The organism is Embleya sp. NPDC005971, from assembly GCF_040629175.1.
In the GTDB taxonomy this organism is placed as follows: Bacteria; Actinomycetota; Actinomycetes; order Streptomycetales; family Streptomycetaceae; genus Embleya.
Genome location: NZ_JBEXUX010000010.1, coordinates 90435 through 113717, shown reverse-complemented (window position 1 = coordinate 113717; position 23283 = coordinate 90435). Strand labels below are relative to the sequence as shown.

Below are 23283 nucleotides of genomic sequence, written 5' to 3'. Positions count from 1 at the left end.
CCGGACCGGCCATGCCCGGCCGGGCACCCACGACTTGCACCACGACCACGGCGAATCCGCTGCACGGAAAAGGCAGATACCCCCATGGCGAACGAAGAGAAGCTGCGTGACTACCTCACCCGGGTGACCGCCGACCTGCACCAGGCCCGGCGCCGCCTGCGGGAGAACGAGGAAGCCCGAAACGAACCGATCGCCGTGGTCGGGATCGGCTGCCGACTGCCCGGCGGCGTGCACTCGGCGGCGGACCTGTGGCAACTGGTGGCCGAGGGCCGCGACGCGATCGGCGGCTTCCCCGCCGACCGCGGCTGGGACCTGGACGGCCTGTACGACGCGGACCCGGACGCGGTCGGCAAGACGTACACGCGGCAGGGCGGTTTCCTCTACGACGCGGCGGAGTTCGACGCGGGCTTCTTCGGCCTCTCGCCCCGTGAGGCGCTCGGGGCGGACCCCCAGCAGCGGCTGCTCCTGGAGACCGCGTGGGAGGCCCTGGAGGACGCCGGGATCGATCCGGCGGCCGTCCGCGGCTCCGCCACCGGGGTGTTCGCCGGCGTGATCGCCCAGGAGTACACCCCACGCCTGTACAAGAGCACACCCGACCGGGTGGACGGCTACGTGCTGACCGGCAGCACCACCAGCGTGGCGTCCGGTCGGATCTCCTACACCTTCGGCTTCGAGGGCCCGGCGGTGACCGTGGACACCGCGTGCTCGTCGTCGCTGGTGGCGCTGCACCTGGCCGCCCAGTCGTTGCGCTCGGGCGAGTGCGATCTCGCCCTCGCGGGCGGTGCGACGGTGATGGCCTCACCCGGGATGTTCGTCGAATTCGCCCGCCAGCGCGGCCTGTCGGCGGACGGCCGCTGCAAGGCGTTCGCGGGCGCCGCCGACGGCACCGGCTGGGCCGAGGGCGTGGGACTGCTCGTCCTCGAACGGCTCTCCGACGCGCGCCGGGCCGGCCGCCGGGTGCTCGCGGTGATCCGCGGCAGCGCGGTCAACCAGGACGGCACCAGCAGCCAACTGACCGCCCCCAACGGCCCGTCGCAACAGCGGGTGATCCGCCGGGCCCTGACGAACGCGGGGCTCACCCCGGCCGACGTGGACGTGGTCGAGGCGCACGGCACCGGCACCCGACTCGGCGACCCGATCGAGGCACAGGCGCTGATCGCCACCTACGGCCGCGACCGGGCCCCGGAACGCCCGCTGTGGCTGGGTTCGTTGAAGTCCAACATCGGCCACGCGCAGGCCGCCGCCGGGGTGGCGGGCGTGATCAAGATGATCCAGGCACTCCGGCACGGCATATTGCCCAGGACGCTGCACGTGGACGAGCCCACCACCCATGTGGACTGGTCGGCGGGCGCGGTGCGGTTGTTGACGCAGGCCCAACCGTGGCCGGACACGGCCGCACCCCGCCGGGCGGCGGTATCCGCCTTCGGCGTCAGCGGCACCAACGCACACGTGATCCTGGAACTGCCCGACGAGGACCGCGAGTCCACGCCGATCCCCACGCAGGTGGCCGCGCCGTCGACTCCGTGGGTGCTCTCCGGCAAGTCGGCTGCGGCGCTGCGGGCCCAGGCAGCCCGCCTGGCGGACCGGCTCGACGCGGATGCGGGCGTCCGGGAGATCGGCTTCTCGCTCGCCACCTCCCGCTCGGTCTTCGCCGAACGCGCGGTCGTGCTCGGCGCGAACTCCGCCGCACTGGGCACCGGGCTCGGCGCGTTGGCGCGCGGCGAATCGATACCGGGCGTGGTCACCGGCTCGGGGGACGTGACCGGCCGGACGGTGTTCGTTTTTCCCGGTCAGGGTTCGCAGTGGGTCGGGATGGCGGCGGAACTCCATGCGCAGTCCCCGGTGTTCGGGGCTCGTTTCGGGGAGTGCGCGAAGGCGTTGGAGTCGTTTGTGGATTGGTCGCCGGTGGATGTGTTGACGGGTGTGGAGGGTGTGCCGTCGTTGGATCGGGTGGATGTGGTCCAGCCGGTGTTGTGGGCGGTGTTGGTGTCGCTGGCCGAAGTGTGGCGGTCGTACGGGGTGGTGCCGGATGCGTTGGTGGGTCATTCGCAGGGTGAGATCGCGGCGGCGGTGGTGGCGGGCGGGTTGACGCTGGAGGACGGCGCACGGGTGGTGGCGTTGCGCAGTCGGGCGATCGTGGCGTTGTCGGGTCGTGGCGGGATGGCTTCGGTGGCGTTGCCGGAGTCGGACGTGGTGGCGCGGATTGCCGGGTGGGACGGGCGGATCTCGGTCGCGGCGGTGAACGGCCCGGGTCAGGTGGTCGTGTCGGGTGAGCCCGAGGCCCTGGAAGAGTTGGTCGCGTCGGTGACGGCCGAGGGTGGTCGGGCCCGTCTGATCCCCGTCGACTACGCGTCGCATTCGGCCCAGGTGGAGGAGATCCGGGAGCGGATCGTGGCCGATCTGGCCGGGATCGCGCCGGTGTCCGGGACGGTTCCGGTGTGGTCGACGGTGACCGGCGACTGGATCGATACGGCGCGGCTGGACGGCGTCTACTGGGCGACCAACCTGCGTGAGACGGTGCGGTTCGCGGCGGCGGTGCGCGGTCTCGTGGCGGCGGACCACGGCGTCTTCGTCGAGGTGAGCCCGCATCCCGTGCTCACCGCCGCGATCCAGGACACCCTGGAGGAGGTCGGTGCGGCCGACGCCGTGGTCGTCGGCACGCTGCGCCGGGATCAGGGCGACCTGCTTCGGCTGCACACCTCGCTGGCCGAGGCGTTCGTACATGGTGTGCCGGTTGCCTGGGAGGCCGCGTTCGAGGCGGGCGCGGTCGAGCGGGTGGACCTGCCGACGTACGCGTTCCAGCGCGAGCGGTTCTGGCTGGACACGGGCGAGTACGCGCCACCGCCTGCGGCGGCGGCCGTCGACTCCGGGTTCTGGGACCTCGTCGCCGGGGGTGACCGGGCCGGCCTGTCCGCCGCGCTCGGCGACGTCGACGGCGATCTGAGCGAGCCGCTGGATGCGGTACTGCCCGCCTTGTCGTCGTGGTGGGACCGCCGCCGCACCGACGCGGGCACCGACGCGTGGCGGCATCGCCTCGTCTGGCGCCCGGTGGCCGGTGTGCCCGAGGGCAGGCTTGCCGGAACCTGGCTGCTGCTGGTCCCGGAGGGATCGCCGGCCGAGCCGTGGGCCGAGTGGTTCGGCACCGCGCTGGCCGCGTCCGGGGGCCGGGTGCGGCCCGTGGTGATCGAGCGGGATCGGGCGGACCGGGCGGCGCTGGCCGCGCTGTCGACGGCGGCCGTGGCGGCGGCCGACGGGCCGGTGGCCGGGATCGTGTCGCTGCTCGCGCTCGCCGAGGGCTCCGTCGCCGGCTTCGCGGCGGTGCCGTGGGGCGCGGCGGCGACGGTGGCGCTGGTCCAGGGCCTGGGCGACGCCGGCGTGTCGGCGCCGGTCTGGGCGGTCACGAGCGGTGCGGTCTCGGTCGGCGACGGCGATCCGGTGCGGGTGCCCGAACAGGCCCAGGTGTGGGGCTTCGGCGGCATCGCCGCAGCCGAACTACCCGATTTCTGGGCCGGCTTGATCGATGTGCCGGAGCGGGTCCCGGCCGAGACCGGGTCGGCCCGGTTGGCCTCGGTGTTGTCCGGCGCGGCCGGCGAGAACGAGATCGCGGTGCGCGGCTCGGCGGTGTGGGCCCGCCGGTTGGTCCGGGCGCCGCACGCCGCCGGTGTCCCGGCCGGGTCCTGGCAGCCGTCGGGCACCGTACTGATCACCGGTGGCACCGGCGCGCTGGGCGGTCATGTGGCCCGCCGGTTCGCCGCCCGCGGCGCGGCGCATGTGCTGCTGGTGAGCCGATCGGGGGCCGATGCCCCCGGGGCGCGCGAACTTGCCGCGGACCTGGCCGGGTTCGGCGCCCGGGTCTCGTTCGTGGCCTGCGACGTCGGTGACCGGGATGCCCTGGCGGAGGTACTCGCGGGCATCCCGGCGGAGTTCCCGCTGACCGCCGTCGTACACGCGGCGGCCGTGCTCGACGACGCCCTGATCGCCGATCTGACCGTCGATCAGCTCGACCGCGTATTGCGGGTCAAGGTGGACGGCGCCCGCCACCTGGACGAACTCACCCGCGACCTGGACCTGTCCGCGTTCGTGCTGTTCTCCTCGCTCGCCGGCATCTGCGGCGTGCCCGGTCAGGGCAACTACGCGCCCGGCAACGCCCACCTCGACGCACTGGCCGCCCGCCGCCGGGCCGCCGGGCTGCCCGCGACGGCGATCTCGTGGGGCCACTGGGCCGGCGGCGGGATCGCCGCACCCGAGGTCGAACAGCGGCTGGCCCGCCAGGGTTTGCGGATGCTCGACCCCGAACCGGCCATCCGGGTCCTGGAACAGGTGCTGGACGCCGACGAATCCCACCTGACGGTGTGCGACATCGACTGGGACGTGCTCTTTCGCGGCCGACCCGCGCCGCTGGTCGCCGAGTTGCTCCAGGCGGGCGGCTCGCACCCCGCCGCCCCCGCGTCGACCCCCGCGGCGCCGGGCGGCGACACCCTCACGGATCGGCTGACCGGGCGCACCGGCGCCGATCGACTGCGGTTCCTGGTCGAGGTGGTGCGCACCCAGGCGGCGGTCGTCCAGGGACATCGTGGTGCCGCCGCGGTGGATCCCGGGAAGCCGTTCCGCGACCAGGGGTTCGACTCGTTGACGGCGGTCGAGCTGCGCAATCGGCTGACCGCCGAGACCGGCCTGCGGCTGCCCGCGACGCTGGTCTTCGACTATCCGACCCCGAACGTGCTCGCCGAATACCTGCACGGCGAACTCGTCGGTCGCGTCACCACGACCGACGACGCCACGGCGCAGGGCGACGTGCGCGCCGACGACCCGATCGTGATCGTCGGGATGGCCTGCCGGCTGCCGGGCGGGGTGACCTCGCCCGCCGATCTGTGGCGGCTGGTGGACGCCGGTACGGACGCCGTGGGCGAATTCCCCACCGACCGGGGCTGGGACGTCGACGGGTTGTACGACCCCGACCCGGATCGGGTGGGCACCTCGTACACCCGTCGTGGCGCCTTCCTGCCGGACGCGACCGAGTTCGACAGCGCGTTCTTCGGCATCTCGCCGCGCGAGGCGCTCGCCATGGATCCGCAGCAGCGGCTGCTCCTGGAGACCGCGTGGGAGGCGTTCGAGCGGGCCGGGATCAACCCCGACACCCTGGTCGGCAGCCGGACCGGCGTGTTCGCCGGGATGGCCGGGCACGACTACGGGCGCGGACCGGCCGAGCCGCCACGGGAGTTGGAGGGCTATCTCGGCACCGGGAGCGCGGGCAGCGTCGCGTCCGGCCGGATCTCCTATTCGTTCGGCTTCGAGGGCCCGGCGGTGACGGTGGACACCGCGTGCTCGTCCTCGCTGGTGGCGCTGCACCTGGCCGCCCAGTCGTTGCGCTCGGGGGAGAGCGATCTCGCGTTGGCCGGCGGCGTCGCGGTGATGGCCACACCGGGGATGTTCGTCGAGTTCTCCCGGCAGCGCGGGTTGTCCGTGGACGGCCGCTGCAAGGCATTCGCCGGTGCCGCCGACGGGACGGGTTGGGCCGAGGGCGTCGGCATGCTGCTGCTGGAGCGCCTCTCGGATGCGCGGCGTTATGGGCATCGGGTGTTGGCGGTGGTGCGGGGCAGTGCGGTGAATCAGGACGGTGCGTCGAATGGGTTGACGGCGCCGAATGGTCCGTCGCAGCAGCGGGTGATTCGGCAGGCTCTGGCGAATTCGGGGCTGGCCGTCGGTGATGTGGACGTGGTGGAGGCGCATGGGACGGGGACGACGCTGGGTGATCCGATCGAGGCGCAGGCCCTGTTGGCGACCTACGGTCAGGGTCGGTCGGCCGAAGAGCCTTTGTGGTTGGGCTCGTTGAAGTCGAACATCGGTCATGCGCAGGCCGCGGCGGGGGTGGCCGGGGTGATCAAGATGGTCGAGGCGCTCCGTCACGGCGTGTTGCCGAAGACGTTGCACGTGGACGAGCCGAGTCCGCATGTGGACTGGTCGGCGGGCGCGGTGCGGTTGTTGACACAGGCTCGGCCGTGGCCGGAGACCGGGCGACCGCGTCGGGCGGCGGTGTCGGCGTTCGGGGTGAGCGGGACCAATGCCCACGTCATCCTCGAACTGCCCGAGGACGCGGAGCAGGAGATCGAAGAGGGTACGACCCGACCTGCGGTCGAGGTGCTGCCCTGGGTGTTGTCGGGGCGGACCCCGGACGCGTTGCGGGCACAGGCCGGCCGCATCCGAGGCGTACTGCACCAGGACCCCGTGGACGTCGGCTTCTCGCTGGTCGCCTCCCGCGCGCTGTTCCCCGAACGGGCCGTGCTGATCGCCGATACGACGTCGCGCGCGCCGAGCCTGGCTGCGGTCGCGGGCGGCGAGGGCGCGGCGGGCGTGGTGACCGGGTCGGCGGGGCCGGTCGGGAAGACGGTGTTCGTCTTTCCCGGTCAGGGTTCGCAGTGGGTGGGGATGGCGGCGGAACTCCATGCGCAGTCCCCGGTCTTCGCCGCGCGTTTCGGGGAGTGCGCGAAGGCGTTGCAGTCGTTTGTGGATTGGTCGCCGGTGGATGTGTTGACCGGTGTGGAGGGTGTGCCGTCGTTGGATCGGGTGGATGTGGTCCAGCCGGTGTTGTGGGCGGTGTTGGTGTCGCTGGCCGAAGTGTGGCGGTCGTACGGGGTCGTGCCGGATGCGTTGGTGGGTCATTCGCAGGGTGAGATCGCGGCGGCGGTGGTGGCCGGCGGGCTGTCCATAACGGATGGCGCCCGTGTGGTCGCACTGCGCAGTCGGGCGATCGTGGCGTTGTCGGGTCGTGGCGGGATGGGTTCGGTGGCGTTGCCGGAGTCGGAGGTCCGTGAGCGGATTGCCGGGTGGGACGGGCGGATCTCGGTCGCGGCGGTGAACGGCCCGGGTCAGGTGGTCGTGTCGGGTGAGCCCGAGGCCCTCGAAGAGTTGGTCGCGTCGGTGACTGCCGAGGGAGGCCGGGCCCGTCTGATCCCCGTGGACTACGCGTCGCATTCGGCGCAAGTCGACGCAATTCGTCGGGAGATCGTGGCCGATCTGGCCGGGATCGCGCCGGTGTCCGGGACGGTTCCGGTGTGGTCGACGGTGACCGGCGACTGGATCGACACCGCTGTGATGGATGCCGCCTACTGGGCGACGAATCTGCGCGAGACGGTTCGCTTCGAGGAGGCGACCCGGGGTCTGGCGGCTTCGGGGCACGGGGTGTTCGTGGAGGTGAGCCCGCATCCGGTGTTGACCACGGCGATCGAGGCGACGTTGGACGAGGCGGGTACGGAGAACCCGGTCGTGGTCGGCACGTTGCGTCGTGACCAGGGCGGCGTGCGGCGCCTGTACACCTCCCTTGCCGAAGCCTTCGTGCGGGGCGTGCCGGTCGATTGGACCGCCGCCTTCGCCGGTGCCCGACCGCGCCCGGTCGAACTGCCCACGTATCCCTTCGAGCGCAAGCGCTACTGGCTCGACGCCGTCACCCCGGCCGGGGCGGCGACGACGGGTGGTGGCGCGGGCTCGGGGGCGGCGATCGACGCGGCGTTCTGGGCGCTCGTGGAGAGTGGCGACCGGGCCGGACTGGCCGAAGCGCTGGGCGCGGACGCCTCGGCGGAGACGCTGGGCGCGGTGTTGCCCGCGCTGTCCTCGTGGTGGGACCGCACCCGGTCCGGCGCCGCCGTCGACGCGTGGCGGCATCGCATCGTCTGGCGCCCGGTCGGCGGTCCCGGAGTCGGCGGCCTCCGCGGGACGTGGTTGCTCGTGGTGCCGGAGGAGCCGGCCGCGATCGGGTGGGCGGACTTCCTGACGCCGCTGCTGAGCGCCGCCGGTGCTCGGGTCGAGCGGGTGTCGGTGGCGCGTGACCTGGCCGAGCGGGCCGCGTTGCGGGTCCTGCTGACAGGACAGCACGAGTCGCTCGCGGGTGTCGTGTCGCTGTTGGCCCTGGCCGAGGGCACCGTGCCCGGGTTCGACGCGGTGCCCTGGGGCGCGGCGGCGACGGTGGCGCTGGTCCAGGCGCTCGACGATGCCGGGGTGTCGGCGCCGCTCTGGGCGGTCACCAGCGGTGCGGTGTCGGCGGGCCCGGCGGATCGGGTGCGGGTGCCCGAGCAGGCGTTGGTGTGGGGCTTCGGCGGGGTCGTCGCGGCCGAGAGTCCGCGGTCCTGGGGCGGTTTGATCGACCTGCCGGGCGAGTACCCGGGCTCGGACGCCGAATCCCCGGTGTGGGCCCGCCTGTCGGCGGTGCTGGCCGGAGCGGTGGACGAAAAGGACGTCGCGGTGCGGCCGACCGGCGTGTGGGGACGTCGGTTGGTGCGTGCGCCGCTCGGTGCCGCCCGACCGGCCGGGAATTGGCGGCCGTCCGGCACCGTCCTGGTGACCGGTGGTACCGGGGCACTGGGTGGGCATGTGGCCCGCTGGGTCGCGGCGCGCGGGGCCGAACACGTGCTCCTGGCCAGCCGGACCGGCGCGGCTGCGCCCGGCGCGGCGCGGCTGGCCGAGGAGATCGGCGCACTGGGCGCCCGGGTGTCCTTCGCCTCGTGCGACGTGGGGGATCGGGACGCACTGGCCGGCGTACTGGCCGACGTTCCGATGGAGTTCCCGCTGACCGCGGTATTGCACGCGGCGGCGATCCTGGACGACGCGGTGATCGGCGACCTGACCCCCGACCAGCAGCAGCGGGTGTTGCGGGTCAAGGTGGACGGCGCCCGCCATCTCGACGAACTCACCCGGGACGCGGACCTTTCGGCATTCGTGCTGTTCTCCTCGGTGGCCGGCCTGTGCGGAGTCCCCGGGCAGGGCAACTACGCGCCGGGGAACGCGTATCTGGACGCCCTCGCCGCCCGTCGTCGGGCCGACGGGCTGCCCGCGACCTCGGTGTCCTGGGGGCACTGGGCCGGGGGTGGGATCGCCGCGCCGGAGATCGAGGAGCGCCTCGGTCGACAGGGGCTGACCATGCTCGATCCGGCGCTCGCGGTCGAGGCGCTCGGACGGATCCTGGACGCGGACGAGAGCCACCTGACGGTGTGCGACATCGACTGGGACGTGTTGTTCCGGGACCGTCCACACCCGCTGGTGGCGGAACTCCTGCGCACACCCGCCGGATCGGCCGGATCCGTAGGCCCGACCGAGCTCGTCGGATCGGCCGAGTCGGCGGCGGACAGGCTCACCGCGACGCTCGCCGACCTGGCTCGGGAGGAGCGCCGGCCGCACCTGGTCGCACTGGTGCGCACCCAGGCGGCGATCGTGCACGGGCACACCTCCGCCGACGCGGTGGCGGCCGGGAAGCCGTTCCGCGACCAGGGGTTCGACTCGTTGACGGCGGTCGAGCTGCGCAATCGGCTGACCGCCGAGACCGGCCTGCGGCTGCCCGCGACGCTGGTCTTCGACTACCCGACCCCGAACGTGCTCGCCGAATACCTGCACGGCGAACTCGTCCCGGACCTGCTCCCCGACGCCGACGCGGTGCGGGCCGAGATCGACCGGCTGGAGGCGCTGCTCGCGCACGCCGCCGCCGGCGATCCGGCCGAGCATGCGGCGACGGCGGTACGGCTGACCGAGATCGCCGCCCGCTGGGCCGCCGGCGCGGCGCCGGCCGGCGATCCGGAAGGGGCCGAAGTCGCGGGCATCGCCGAGGAGATCGACTCGGCCACCGACGACGAGCTCATCGAATTCATCGGCAAGCAGTTCGGCATCTCCTGACTTGTCGGTCCCTGCGAAAGGCACAACCACCATGAGCGACCAGCAGATCCGCCACCTGCTCAAGCGGCTCACCGTCGAGCTGCACGACACCCGGGAACAGCTCAAGGAGGCGCAACACCCGACGCCCGAGCCGATCGCGATCGTCTCGGCGGCCTGCCGGCTGCCCGGTGGCGCCGAATCGCCCGAGCAGTTGTGGCGCATCCTGGCCGAAGGCATCGACGTGGTCGGCGACTTCCCGCAGGACCGCGGCTGGGACGTCGAGGAGCTGTACGATCCCGATCCCGATCGACCCGGCAAGACGTACACCCGGCAGGGCGCGTTCCTGCCCGACATCGCCGGTTTCGACGCCGAGTTCTTCGGCATCTCGCCGCGCGAGGCACTCGCCACCGACCCGCAACACCGGCTTCTGCTGGAGACCGCCTGGGAGCTGTTCGAGCGGGTCGGCATCGATCCCGGCACGCTGGCGGGCAGCCGGACCGGGGTGTTCGCCGGCCTGAACGGGCAGGACTACGCGGCTCGGCTGACCGAGGTGCCCGACGAGGTCGGCGGCTACATCGGCAACGGCAATGCGGCCGGCGTCGCGTCCGGGCGGATCGCCTACTCGTTCGGCTTCGAGGGCCCGGCGGTCACCGTGGACACCGCGTGCTCGTCCTCGCTGGTCGCGCTGCACCTGGCGGCGCACGCGCTGCGCGACGGCGAATGCGACCTCGCGCTCGCGGGCGGGGTGACCCTGATGGCCTCGCCGCTGGGATTCACCGAGTTCTCCCGGCAGCGCGGCCTGGCCCCGGACGGCCGGTGCAAGGCGTTCGCCGGTGCGGCCGACGGCACCGGATGGTCCGAGGGCACCGGCCTGGTGCTGGTGGAACGGCTGGCGGACGCCCGGCGACTGGGCCACCCGGTGCTCGCCGTGCTGCGCGGCAGCGCGGTCAACCAGGACGGGGCGTCCAACGGTCTGACCGCGCCGAACGGCCCGTCCCAGCAGCGGGTGATCCGGCAGGCACTGCGCAACGCCCGGCTGAGCGCGGCCGACGTCGACGCGGTCGAGGCGCACGGCACCGGGACCACGCTCGGCGACCCGATCGAGGCGCAGGCGCTGATCGCGACCTACGGCAAGGACCGCCCCGAGGACCGGCCGCTGTGGATCGGTTCGGCCAAGTCCAACATCGGGCACACCCAGGCCGCCGCCGGGATCGTCGGCGTGATCAAGATGATCGAGGCGATGCGGCACGGCGTGTTGCCCAAGACGCTGCACGTGGACGAGCCGACGCCGCACGTGGACTGGTCGGCGGGCACGGTCCGGCTGCTCACCGAGCCACGCGCGTGGCCGCAGACGGGACGCCCGCGTCGGGTCGGGATCTCCGCGTTCGGCGCGAGCGGCACGAACGCGCACCTGATCCTGGAGCAGCCCGAAGCCGTCGAGGCGCCCGAGCGGCACGGAAACGCGCTTCCCGCCGCACCCTGGCTGCTCTCCGCCCGAACCCCCGCCGCGTTGCGCGCCCAGGCCGCCCGACTCGCCACGCACCTGCGCGAGGCCGAGGCCCAGGCGAGCGACCCGGCGGACATCGGCCATTCGCTGGTCACCTCCCGGGCCGCGTTCGACGAGCGCGCGGTGCTGGTCGCCGGCGAGCCGGCCGGGTTCCTGGCCGGCCTCGACGCACTCGCGGCCGACACGCCGAGCACCGGCGTGGTGCGTGGTTCGGCCGTCGGATCCGGCGCACTCGCCTACCTGTTCACCGGTCAGGGCAGCCAGCGGGTCGGCATGGGCCGCGAACTGTACGACGCCTACCCGGTGTTCGCCGCCGCGTTCGACGAGATCGCCGCGGCGCTGGATCGCGAACTCGCCGGCCACGTGCCGCATCCGCTGCGCGACGTGGTGTTCGGCGTCGCCGAGGACGCGGCCGAGCAACTGGATCGCACCGTGTACGCGCAGCCCGCCCTCTTCGCGATCGAGGTCGCGCTCCACCGGCTGTACGCGTCGTGGGGCCTGCGACCGGACTTCGTCACCGGACACTCGCTCGGCGAACTCAGCGCCGCACACGTCGCGGACGTGCTCTCGATCGCCGATGCGGCGACGCTGGTGGCGGCTCGGGCCCGGCTGATGCAGGCGATGCCGACCACCGGCGCGATGATCGCGATCCAGGCCACCGAGACGGAGGCCGCCGCCGCGCTGGCCGAGCAGGTGGACCTGGTCGGCATCGCGGCGATCAACGGACCGCACTCGATCGTGCTCTCCGGCGACGCCGACGTGGCCCTCGCGGTCGCCGCCGGTTTCGCCGAGCAGGGCCGCAAGACCAAGCGGCTGCGGGTCAGCCACGCGTTCCACTCGCCGCTGATGACCGGCATGCTCGCCGAGTTCGAGCGGATCGCGGCCGGGCTCACCTACCGGGCCCCACGCATCCCGGTGGTCTCCAACCTCACCGGTCGGCCCGTCGGCATCGAGGAGCTCGGCGATCCCGGCCACTGGGTGGCCCATGTGCGCCACGCGGTCCGCTTCAAGGACGTGATCGACCACCTCGCGGCGGCCGGCGTCACCACCTATCTGGAGCTCGGCCCGGACGGCGTGTTGACCGCGATGGCCCAGGACACCCTGGCCGAGACACCCGCCGCCGAGGAGAGTGCGTTCGCCGCGGCGCTGCGCCGCGATCGACCGGAGCCGGACACCGCGCTGCTCGCACTGGGCACCGCGTACACGAACGGCGCCGACGTCGACTGGTCCGCCCTGTACGCCGGTTCCGATGCCCGCCGGGTCGACCTGCCCACCTACGCGTTCCAGCACCGCCGCTTCTGGATCGACCAACCCGCGAGCGGCGCCACGAACGCGGCGGGGCTCGGCCTCGTGGCGGCGGACCACCCCTTGGTGGCCGCGTCGTTGCGGGTCGCCGGCGGCGAGGACGCGGCGGCGGACGGCGGCACCGAGACGGTGCTGCTGACCGGCCGACTGTCCCTGCGCACCCATCCGTGGCTGGCCGACCACGTCGTGTTCGGCTCGGCCCTGGTGCCCGGAACGGCTTTCGTGGAAGCGGCGATCCGCGCCGGTGACGAGGTCGGCCTGGACACCGTGGACGAGTTGGTGATCGAGGCGCCGCTGATCCTGCACGAGCGGGACGCGGTGCACCTCCAGGTGGTCGTCGGCGGCTCCACCGGCGAGCCGGCCGACCGGCGGTCGATCGCGGTGTACGCCCGGCCGGAGCAGGCCGAGCCGAACACGCCGTGGGTGCGGCACGCGGCCGGTTTCCTGGTCGCGTCCGAGGACACGCCGCGCGCCGCCGCCGAGCCCGAGCAGTGGCCGCCGGTCGGGGCGACGGCGCTCGACGTGAGCGGGGCCTACGCCGCGCTCGCGGAGGCCGGGATCGGGTACGGGCCGACCTTCCGGGGCCTGCGGGCCGCCTGGCGGCTCGGCGACGAACTGCTCGCCGAGGTCGCCCTGCCCGCCGAAGCGCATCCGGACGCGGCCCGGTTCGGCATCCACCCGGCGCTTTTCGACGCGGCTCTGCACCTCGCGTCGGTGCGCGACCTGGACGAGTCGGCGGCGGAAGCGGGCCGTCGACTGCCGTTCGTCTGGAACGGGGTACGGCTGCACGCCGCCGGTGCGACCGCGCTGCGCGTTCGGATCGCGATGACCGGTCCGGGCGAACTGACCTTCCGGGCCGCCGACGCGAGCGGCGCGCCGGTGGCATCGATCGAGGCTTTGGCCACCCGGCCGGTGACGGTGGATCAGCTCGACGCGTCGCGTTCGGCGGGGCAGGACACCCTGTTCGAGCCGGGCTGGGTCGAACTACCCGCGACGGTGGGCATCGAGCCCGGCTCGGATACCGAGTCGCTCGACGACGGCACCCTCGTGGTCGCGGTCGAGACCGGGCCGGAGGACATTCTCGCCGCCGCGCACCGGGAGAGCGCCCGTGTGCTGGCCGTGCTCCAGGGCGACGCCGAGCGTGTCCTGGTACTCACCCGCGGCGCGTTCGCCGTGGCCGACGGCGACGCTCCCGACCCGGCCGGCGCGGCGGTGGCCGGCCTGGTCCGCTCGGCCCAGTCCGAACAGCCGGGTCGGATCGTACTGATCGACCTCGACCGGGACGACCTCGCCGCACCGACCGGCCTGGGCGCCGCGTACGCGACCGCACTGGCCACCGACGAACCGCAACTCGCGCTGCGTGCGGGCGCGTTGCACGTCCCGCGCCTGCGCCGGCCCGTATCGCTCGATCCGCGCGAGGTGCGCGGCTGGGATCCGGACGGCACGGTCCTGATCACCGGCGGCGTCGGCGTGCTCGGTGCACTGCTGGCTCGCCATCTGGTGGTCGAACACGGCCTGCGCCGGCTGTTGTTGACCGGCCGTCGGGGGTTGCACACACCCGGTGCGGGTGATCTGGTCGCCGAGCTGACCGGGCTCGGTGCGCAGGTGACCGTCGTGGCGACGGACGTGTCCGACCGGGAGGCGCTGGCCGCGCTGCTCGCGAGCGTGCCGGTGGCCCATCCGCTGACCGCCGTCGTGCATGCGGCGGGGGTCATCGACGACGGTGTGCTCGACGCGCTCACCCCCGAGCGGCTGGCCGCGGTGCTCCGGCCCAAGGCCGACGCGAGTTGGCATCTGCACGAGCTGACCCGCGAACATGACCTGGCGGGCTTCGTGTTGTTCTCCTCGGTGGCGGCCGTACTCGGCGGCCCCGGCCAGGGAAACTACGCGGCGGCCAACAGCTTCCTGGACGCACTCGCCGCCCGCCGCCGTGCCGCCGGGCTGCCCGCGATCTCGCTGGCCTGGGGCATGTGGGCCGAGGCGGGCGGGATGACCGCGCACCTGGCCGACGCGGATCGCCGGCGCGCGGCCCGGGCCGGGATCCGCGCGCTGGCCTCGACGGACGGGCTGCGGCTGTTCGACCTGGCGGTGCGGCCGGACGGGGGTTCGATCGAGTCGGACCGGGCCGTCCTGATTCCCGCACCGCTGGACCTGGCCGGCCTGCGCGCCCGGCCGGAAGCGGTCCCGGCGCCGCTGCGCGGCCTGGTCCGGCCGCAGCGACGGCAGGCCGCAGCCGCCCAGGCAGCCGGCGCGGCCTCGCTCGCCCGGCGGTTGGCCGCTCTCGGCCCGGCCGAACGCGAACAGGAACTGCTCGACCTGGTCCGCGCGGAGGTCGCCGGCGTGCTCGGCGCGGAGCCGGACGCGGTCGGCGTCCGGCGGGCGTTCAGCGACCTGGGCATGGACTCGCTCACCGCCGTCGAGCTGCGCAACCGGCTCAACGCCGGTACCGGCCTGCGGCTGCCCGCGACGCTGGTCTTCGACTACCCGACCCCGGGCGCGCTGGCCGAGTACCTGCGCGGCGAACTGCTCGGCGATCTGCGGGATGAGCCGGTCGCACCGGCCTCCGGCCCGAACCTGCCCACCCCGTCGACGGACGACCCGATCGTCATCGTCGGCATGGCCTGCCGGCTCCCGGGCGGCGTCGCCTCCTCGGCCGACCTGTGGCGCCTGGTCGAAGCCGGCACCGACGCGGTGGGGGAGTTCCCGAGCGATCGAGGCTGGGACGTCGAGGAGCTGTTCGACCCGGACCCGGAGGCGGCCGGCAAGTCGTACACCAGGCACGGCGGATTCCTCTACGACGCCGCCGAGTTCGACGCGGGCTTCTTCGAGATCTCGCCGCGTGAGGCGCTGGCCACCGATCCGCAACAGCGGCTGCTCCTGGAGACCACGTGGGAGGTGATCGAGCAGGCCGGCATCGACCCGACGACCCTGCGCGGCAGCCGAACCGGCGTCTTCGCCGGCGTGATGTACCACGACTACGCGCCACATCCGGGCAACGTGCCCAGCACGCTGGAGGGTTACGTCGGCAACGGCAACGCGGGCAGCGTCGCGTCCGGCCGGATCTCCTACTCGTTCGGCTTCGAGGGCCCGGCGGTCACCATCGACACCGCGTGCTCGTCCTCGCTGGTCACCCTGCACCTCGCCGCGCAGTCGTTGCGGCTGGGCGAGAGCGACCTGGCGCTCGCCGGCGGTGTCGCGGTGATGGCCTCGCCCGGCGCGTTCACCGAGTTCTCCCGGCAGCGCGGCTTGTCCGTGGACGGCCGCTGCAAGGCGTTCGCGGGGGCGGCGGACGGCGTCGGCTGGGCCGAGGGCGTCGGCATGCTGCTGCTGGAGCGACTCTCGGATGCGCGGCGTTATGGGCATCGGGTGTTGGCGGTGGTGCGGGGCAGTGCGGTGAATCAGGACGGTGCGTCGAATGGGTTGACGGCGCCGAATGGTCCGTCGCAGCAGCGGGTGATTCGGCAGGCGTTGGCGAATTCGGGGCTGGCCGTCGGTGATGTGGACGTGGTGGAGGCGCATGGGACGGGGACGACGCTGGGTGATCCGATCGAGGCGCAGGCCCTGTTGGCGACCTACGGTCAGGGTCGGTCGGCCGAAGAGCCTTTGTGGTTGGGCTCGTTGAAGTCGAATATCGGGCATGCGCAGGCCGCGGCGGGGGTGGCCGGGGTGATCAAGATGGTCGAGGCGCTCCGGCATGGTGTGTTGCCGAAGACGTTGCATGTGGACGAGCCGAGTCCGCATGTGGACTGGTCGGCGGGCGCGGTGCGGTTGTTGACGCAGGCTCGGCCGTGGCCGCAGACCGGCCGGCCACGTCGGGCCGGGGTCTCCTCGTTCGGAGTCAGCGGCACCAACGCGCACGTGATCCTGGAACAACCGCCACTGGAGCCCGAACCCGAACCGAACGACCCGCGCCCCGACGTGGTGCTGCCCTGGATCGTGTCCGCCAAGCGGGCCCCGGCGCTGCGCGGACAGGCGGCCCGGCTCGCCGAGTTCGTCACGGCGGCCGACCCCCACCCGGTGGACGTCGGCGCGGCCCTGATCGGCAGCCGGGCCGCGTTCGAAGAGCGCGCCGTGGTGATCGTGGCCCGCGACTCGCCGACCACCGGCCTGGCCGCGCTCGCCCGAGGCGACTCCGCCGCCGGCGTGGTGACCGGATCGGCGACCGGCCCGCTCGGCCGCACGGTGTTCGTCTTCCCCGGCCAGGGCTCGCAGTGGACCGGAATGGCCGCCGAACTGCTGTTCCAGTCGCCGGTGTTCGCGTCCCGATTCGGTGAGTGCGCCAAGGCGTTGGAACCGTTCGTGGACTGGTCGGCCGTCGACGTGCTGACCGGCGTCGAGGGCGCGCCCACGCTGGATCGGGTGGACGTGGTCCAGCCCGTGTTGTGGGCCGTACTGGTCTCGCTGGCGCAAGTGTGGCGCTCGTACGGCGTGACCCCCGATGCCGTGGTCGGCCACTCGCAGGGCGAGATCGCCGCCGCCGTGGTCGCCGGCGGTCTCTCGCTCGCGGACGGCGCTCGGGTCGTCGCGTTGCGCAGTCGGGCGATCGTGGCGCTGTCCGGGCGCGGCGGGATGGCCTCCCTGGCGCTCCCCGAGACCCAGGTCCGGGAGCGCATCGCCCGCTGGGACGGGAAGATCTCGATCGCGGCGGTGAACGGCCCCGGGCAGGTGGTGGTGTCGGGCGAGCCCGAAACGCTCACCGAACTGGTCGACTCGGTCACCGCCGAGGGCGGCCGGGCCCGGTTGATCCCGGTGGACTACGCGTCGCACTCGGCCCACGTGGACGAGATCCGCGAGCGCATCCTGGCCGACCTCGCCCCGATCGTGCCCGTCTCCGGCTCGGTGCCGCTGCGCTCGACGCTCACCGGCGAGTGGCTGGACACCGCGACGATGGACGCCGCCTACTGGGCGGACAACCTCCGCGAGACCGTGCGGTTCGAGGAGGCCACCCGCGGCCTCGCCGCCGCCGGACACGGGGTGTTCGTCGAGGTGAGCCCGCATCCGGTGCTGGTGGCCGCGATCCAGGACACCCTGGAGGACGCCGCGGCGACCCGGTCGCTGGTGGTCGGCACGCTGCGCCGCGACCAGGGCGGCGCGCAGCGCCTGTACACGTCCCTCGCCGAGCTGTGGGTGCGCGGCGTCGACGTCGACTGGAGCACGGCCTACGCCGGGTACCGACCGCGCCGGGTGGAGTTGCCCACCTACGCGTTTCAGCACGAGCGGTACTGGCTGGACGGCAGCCGGACCGCCCGAGGCGACGCCGGCGCACTGCCCGACGAGCCTTCCCGGCCGACCGAGGACGCCGGACCCACCCTGCCGGGTCGACTCGTCGGGTTGACCGGTGCCGAACGAGAGTCCGTCGTCCTGGAGTTCGTCCGCGCCGAGACGGCCGTGGTGCTCGGGCACGGCGACCCGGCCACCGTCGAGCCCGAACGGGCCTTCCGCGAGCTCGGGTTCGACTCGCTGACGGCGGTGGAGCTGCGCAACCGGCTCAACGCGGGGTCGGGACTGCAACTGCCCGCCACGCTGATCTTCGACTACCCGACCCCGGCGGGCGTCGCCGAGTTCCTCGCCGAACAGTCGACGATCGCGACCCCGGGCCTGCCGCTGCCGGCGGCGCTGGCCGAACTCGACCGACTGGACGCCGCGTTGACCGCGGACCTCGGCGACTCGGCCCGCCGGTTGGCGATCATCGACCGACTGCGGGTGCTGGCGAACAAGTGGGGCGAGGCGAGCGTCGTCGCGGCGCCGGTGATCTCCGACGAGATCGACCTGGACAGTGCCAGCGACGAGGAACTCTTCGGCCTGCTCGACGGCGACCTCGAATCCCGCTGATCCCCCCGGACCCCACCAACGCAACCAGGAAAGGCAGTTCCATGGCGGACGAAGAAAAGCTCCGGGGATATCTCAAGCGTGCACTGGCCGACGTCCGCGACGCCCGCAAGCGGGTCCGCGACGTCGAGGCGAGCCGACGCGAGCCGATCGCGATCGTCGGGATGGCCTGCCGGCTGCCCGGCGGTGTCGACTCGCCCGAAGACCTGTGGCGGCTGGTCGATTCCGGCACCGACGCGGTCGGCGAGGCGCCCACCGATCGAGGCTGGGACCTGCGCGACATCTACCACCCGGACCCCGACCGACCCGGCACCACCTATACGACGGCAGGCGCCTTCCTGCCGGACGCCGGGGACTTCGACGCGGCGTTCTTCGGCATCTCGCCCCGTGAGGCGCCGGCCATCGACCCCCAGCAGCGGCTGCTCCTAGAGACCGCGTGGGACGCGTTCGAGCGGGCCGGGATCGACGTCACCGGTCTGCGTCGGAGCCGGACCTCGGTGTTCACCGGGATCGCCGGCATCGACTACGCCCCGGCCCTGGACCAGGTCCCGGAGGAACTGGAGGGCTATCTCGGCACCGGCACGCTGGGCAGCGTGGCGTCCGGCCGGATCTCGTACACCTTCGGCTTCGAGGGCCCGGCGGTGACGGTGGACACCGCGTGCTCGTCGTCGCTGGTGGCGCTGCACCTGGCCGCCCAGTCGCTGCGCGCGGGCGAAAGCGACCTCGCGGTCGCGGGCGGGGCCACGGTGATGGCCTCGCCGATGGGCTACGTCGAGTTCTCCCGGCAACGCGGATTGTCCGTGGACGGCCGCTGCAAGGCGTTCGCCGCGTCGGCGGACGGCACCGGCTGGGCGGAGGGGGTCGGCGTGCTGATCCTGGAGCGGCTCTCCGACGCCGAACGACTCGGCCACCGGGTACTCGCGGTGGTGCGCGGCAGCGCGGTGAACCAGGACGGCGCCTCGAACGGCCTGACCGCGCCCAACGGACCCGCGCAACAACGGGTGATCCGCGAGGCGCTGGCCAACGCCGAACTGGCCACGGGTGACGTGGACGTGGTGGAGGCACACGGGACGGGCACCACGCTGGGTGATCCGATCGAGGCGCAGGCGTTGTTGGCGACCTATGGCCAGGGTCGTCCGGCTGAAGAGCCTTTGTGGTTGGGCTCGTTGAAGTCGAATATCGGGCATGCGCAGGCCGCGGCGGGGGTGGCCGGGGTGATCAAGATGGTCGAGGCGTTGCGGCACGGGGTGTTGCCCAGGACGCTGCACGCCGAGGAGCCGACCCCGCATGTGGACTGGTCGGCGGGCGCGGTGCGGTTGTTGACGCAGGCTCGGCCGTGGCCGCAGACCGGGCGACCGCGTCGGGCGGCAGTGTCGGCGTTCGGGGTGAGCGGGACCAATGCCCACGTCATTCTCGAACTCCCCGAGGCCGGCGCCGAGATTCCCGAGCGGGACGCCACCCCGGAGCCGGTGACCCTGCCGTGGGTGTTGTCGGCGAAGACGCCGGACGCGCTGCGGGCCCAGGCGGATCGGCTGACGGAGCGGCTCGCCGTGGACCCGTCGCCGCGCACCGCCGACGTGGGCTTCTCGTTGGCGTCCACCCGGGCGACCTTCGGCGAGCGGGCCGTGGTGATCGGCGACCGGGACGCACTGACCGAGGCGCTGGAAGCGGTCCGACGCGGCGACTCGGTGACCGGTGTGGTGACCGGGTCGGCGGGGCCGGTCGGGAAGACGGTGTTCGTTTTTCCCGGTCAGGGTTCGCAGTGGGTGGGGATGGCGGCCGATCTGTACGCGCAGTCCCCGGTGTTCGGGGCTCGCTTCGGGGAGTGCGCGAAGGCGTTGGAGTCGTTTGTGGATTGGTCGCCGGTCGAGGTCTTGACGGGTGTGGAGGGTGTGCCGTCGTTGGATCGGGTGGATGTGGTCCAGCCGGTGTTGTGGGCGGTGTTGGTGTCGCTGGCCGAAGTGTGGCGGTCGTACGGGGTGGTGCCGGATGCGTTGGTGGGTCATTCGCAGGGTGAGATTGCGGCGGCGGTGGTGGCGGGCGGGTTGACGCTGGAGGACGGCGCCCGGGTGGTGGCGTTGCGCAGTCGGGCGATCGTGGCGTTGTCGGGTCGTGGCGGGATGGGTTCGGTGGCGTTGCCCGAGTCGGACGTGGCGGCGCGGATTGCCGGGTGGGACGGGCGGATCTCGGTCGCGGCGGTGAACGGCCCGGGTCAGGTGGTCGTGTCGGGGGAGCCGGCCGCGCTGGAGGAGTTGGTCGCGTCGGTGACCGCCGAGGACGGCCGGGCCCGTCTGATCCCCGTCGACTACGCGTCGCATTCGGCCCAGGTGGAGGAGATCCGGGAGCGGATCGTGGCCGATCTGGCCGGGATCGCGCCGGTGTCCGGGACGGTTCCGGTGTGGTCGACGGTGACCGGTGACTGGATCGACACCGCTGTGATGGATGCCGCCTACTGGGCGACGAATCTGCGCGAGACGGTTCGCTTCGAGGAGGCCACTCGGGGTCTGGCGGCTTCGGGGCACGGGGTGTTCGTGGAGGTGAGCCCGCATCCGGTGTTGACCACGGCGATCGAGGCGACGTTGGACGAGGCGGGTACGGAGAACCCGGTCGTGGTCGGCACGTTGCGTCGTGACCAGGGCGGCGCGCAGCGCCTGTACACCTCACTCGCCGAAGCCTTCGTGCGGGGCGTGCCGGTGGACTGGACCCCGGCCTACACCGAACACCAGCCCGATGGAATCGAGTTGCCCACCTACGCGTTCCAGCGCAGGCGCTACTGGCGGGAGACTCCGGCCCGACCTGCGGCCGGTGCCTCGTCGCTGGGTCTACGGGCGGTCGAACATCCCCTGCTCGGCGCCTCGGTGGACACCGGCGAGGGCGACGAGGTGTTGTTGACCGGGCGGATCTCGGTGCGTTCGCACCCGTGGCTGGCCGATCACGCCGTCCAGGACACGGTGTTGTTGCCGGCGTCTGTGTTCCTGGAACTCGCCGTGCGAGCCGGGGACGAGGTGGGATCGGGCGCGGTGGACGAACTCGTGATCGAGGCGCCGCTGATTCTGGCGGACCCGGACGCGGCCACGCACCTCCGGGTCGTGGTGGGCACGGCGGCCGAGGACGGGCGGCGCACCTTCGCGGTGTTCTCGCGGGCGGAGTCGGCCGCGGTCGATGCGGAATGGGTGCGGCACGCCGCCGGGTTCCTGACGTCCGAACCGGCCGGGACCGAGGCCGAGACGTCCGCTGTCGGCGTCTGGCCGCCCGACGAGGCGGTCGAGGTGCCGGTCGAGGACGCCTACGAACTGCTGGGCGCCGCCGGGATCGACTACGGGCCGGTGTTCCAGGGGCTCCAGGCGGCCTGGCGCATCGACCGGGCGCTGTTCGCCGAAGTCGCGCTGGCCGAGGAACAGGCCGACGACGCGGCGCGGTTCGGGGTGCATCCGGCGCTGCTCGACGCGACGCTGCACCTTGCGGTGGTGGATGCGCTGCGGCGTGCCGAGGCGGCCGGCGAACCGGCCGCGACCAGCCTGGCCTACGCCTGGAACGACGTGCGGCTGCACGCGACCGGGGCCGCCCGGCTGCGGGTACGGCTCACCCCGGCCGGACCGGACGCGGTGTCGCTGGAGGCAACCGACGAGACCGGGGCGCCGGTGCTCTCGGTCGGGTCGTTGACCTCGCGCCCGGTGCCCGGTGGCCGGCTCGCCACAGACCCCGGAAGCCGACCGCAAGAGGCCGGAGCGGACGCGGCGCACCAGCGCCCCGCACGGCGGACCCGACGGTCGGTGCGCTCCGGGACGGCGAGCGCCGAACCGGCCTTCGCCCGGCGGCTCGCGACGGCGTCCGAGGGCGAGCGGGACGAACTCCTGGCCGATCTCGTGCACACCGAACTCGCCGTCGTGCTCGGCCACTCGCCGGACGAGTCGGTGGATGCCGACCAGGCGTTCCTGGAGGTCGGCCTGGACTCGCTGACCGCCGTGGAACTGCGCAACCGGCTGGCCGGCGCGACCGGTCTGCGGTTGCCCGCCACGGTCACCATCGCGCACCCCACCCCGCGCGCCCTCGCCCTGCATCTGCGTGCCGAACTGGCGGGCCGGGGCGGCTCGCCGGTGGCCCCCACGAGTTCGGAGCCGGCTCCCGTCGAGCGCACCAAGGGTGCGTTGGCCTCCTTCTACGTCCAGTTGTGCGCGGCCGGGAAGTACCTCACCGCGGCCGAGGTGATCATGGCCTCGGCGGGTCTGCGCGCGTCCTTCCCGGAGGCCGAGCGGGATCGGCACGTCAAGCCGGTGCTGCGCTTCGCCTCCGGCGACGCCGGGCCCGCGATCGTCTGCTTCCCGTCGTTGAGCGCGATCTCCGGTCCGCACGAATACGCCCGGTTCGGGCAGGTGTTCCAGGGCGAGCGGGACGTGTTCGTGATCCAGACGCCCGGCTTCGGGGCCGACGAGTCGTTGCCCGACCACGCCGACGCGCTGCTGCGGATGCATGTGGAATCGGTGCGGGCGGCCGTGGGTGATCGGCCGTACATCGTGGTGGGGCGTTCGATGGGCGGCTGCATCGCGCACGAGGTGACCCGCCGACTGGAGGCCGAGGGGGTGCCGCCGATCGCCCTCGGGTTGATCGACACCTTCCCGATCGACACCGCGCTGGTGCCGGGCATGGACTGGTGGCTGCCCGCGATGATCGAGGGTCTCCTGGGCCGGGTGGCGCAGTACGACATGACGCTCGACGACACCAACCTGAGCACGATGGGCCTGTACCAGCGCCTGTTCGCGGACTGGAAGCCGCAGCCGATCGCCACCCCCACGCTGGTCGCCCAGGCGCAGACGCCGGTGGCGGGCACCGTGATCGACCCGGAGGGTCGATGGGACTGGCGGGCGTACTGGCCCCTGCCGCACGACCTGATCGGGGTCACCGGCGACCACTTCACCGTGCTGGAGGACCACGCCGATCTGACGGCGGCGACCATCGTGGACTGGGCGGCCGGGCTCCCCGGCTGACCCGCTCCACCTCCGCAGTGT

General features: G+C 73.2%; 3 protein-coding genes. All 3 read left to right on the top strand.

Annotation, left to right across the window (positions count from 1 at the left end):
• Positions 1–84 precede the first annotated feature (84 nt).
• From ABZ374_RS12045 to ABZ374_RS12035, 3 genes are read left to right on the top strand one after another with little or no spacing between them, the layout of a single operon-like run.
• Complete coding sequence (locus tag ABZ374_RS12045) at positions 85–9657, top strand: type I polyketide synthase (protein WP_360309743.1); 9573 nt, start codon at positions 85–87, stop codon at positions 9655–9657.
• Between the two features lie 31 nt (positions 9658–9688).
• Positions 9689–18280, top strand: a complete 8592-nt coding sequence (locus tag ABZ374_RS12040) for a type I polyketide synthase (RefSeq protein WP_360309741.1) — start codon at positions 9689–9691, stop codon at positions 18278–18280.
• 41 nt (positions 18281–18321) lie between these two features.
• Positions 18322–23262, top strand: a complete 4941-nt coding sequence (locus tag ABZ374_RS12035; RefSeq protein WP_360309739.1) for an acyltransferase domain-containing protein — start codon at positions 18322–18324, stop codon at positions 23260–23262.
• Positions 23263–23283 lie beyond the last annotated feature (21 nt).

Coding starts and splice junctions, on each gene's coding strand:
- ABZ374_RS12045 (WP_360309743.1), top strand. CDS start 85: ATGGCGAACGAAGAGAAGCTGCGTGACTACCTCACCCGGGTGACCGCC.
- ABZ374_RS12040 (WP_360309741.1), top strand. CDS start 9,689: ATGAGCGACCAGCAGATCCGCCACCTGCTCAAGCGGCTCACCGTCGAG.
- ABZ374_RS12035 (WP_360309739.1), top strand. CDS start 18,322: ATGGCGGACGAAGAAAAGCTCCGGGGATATCTCAAGCGTGCACTGGCC.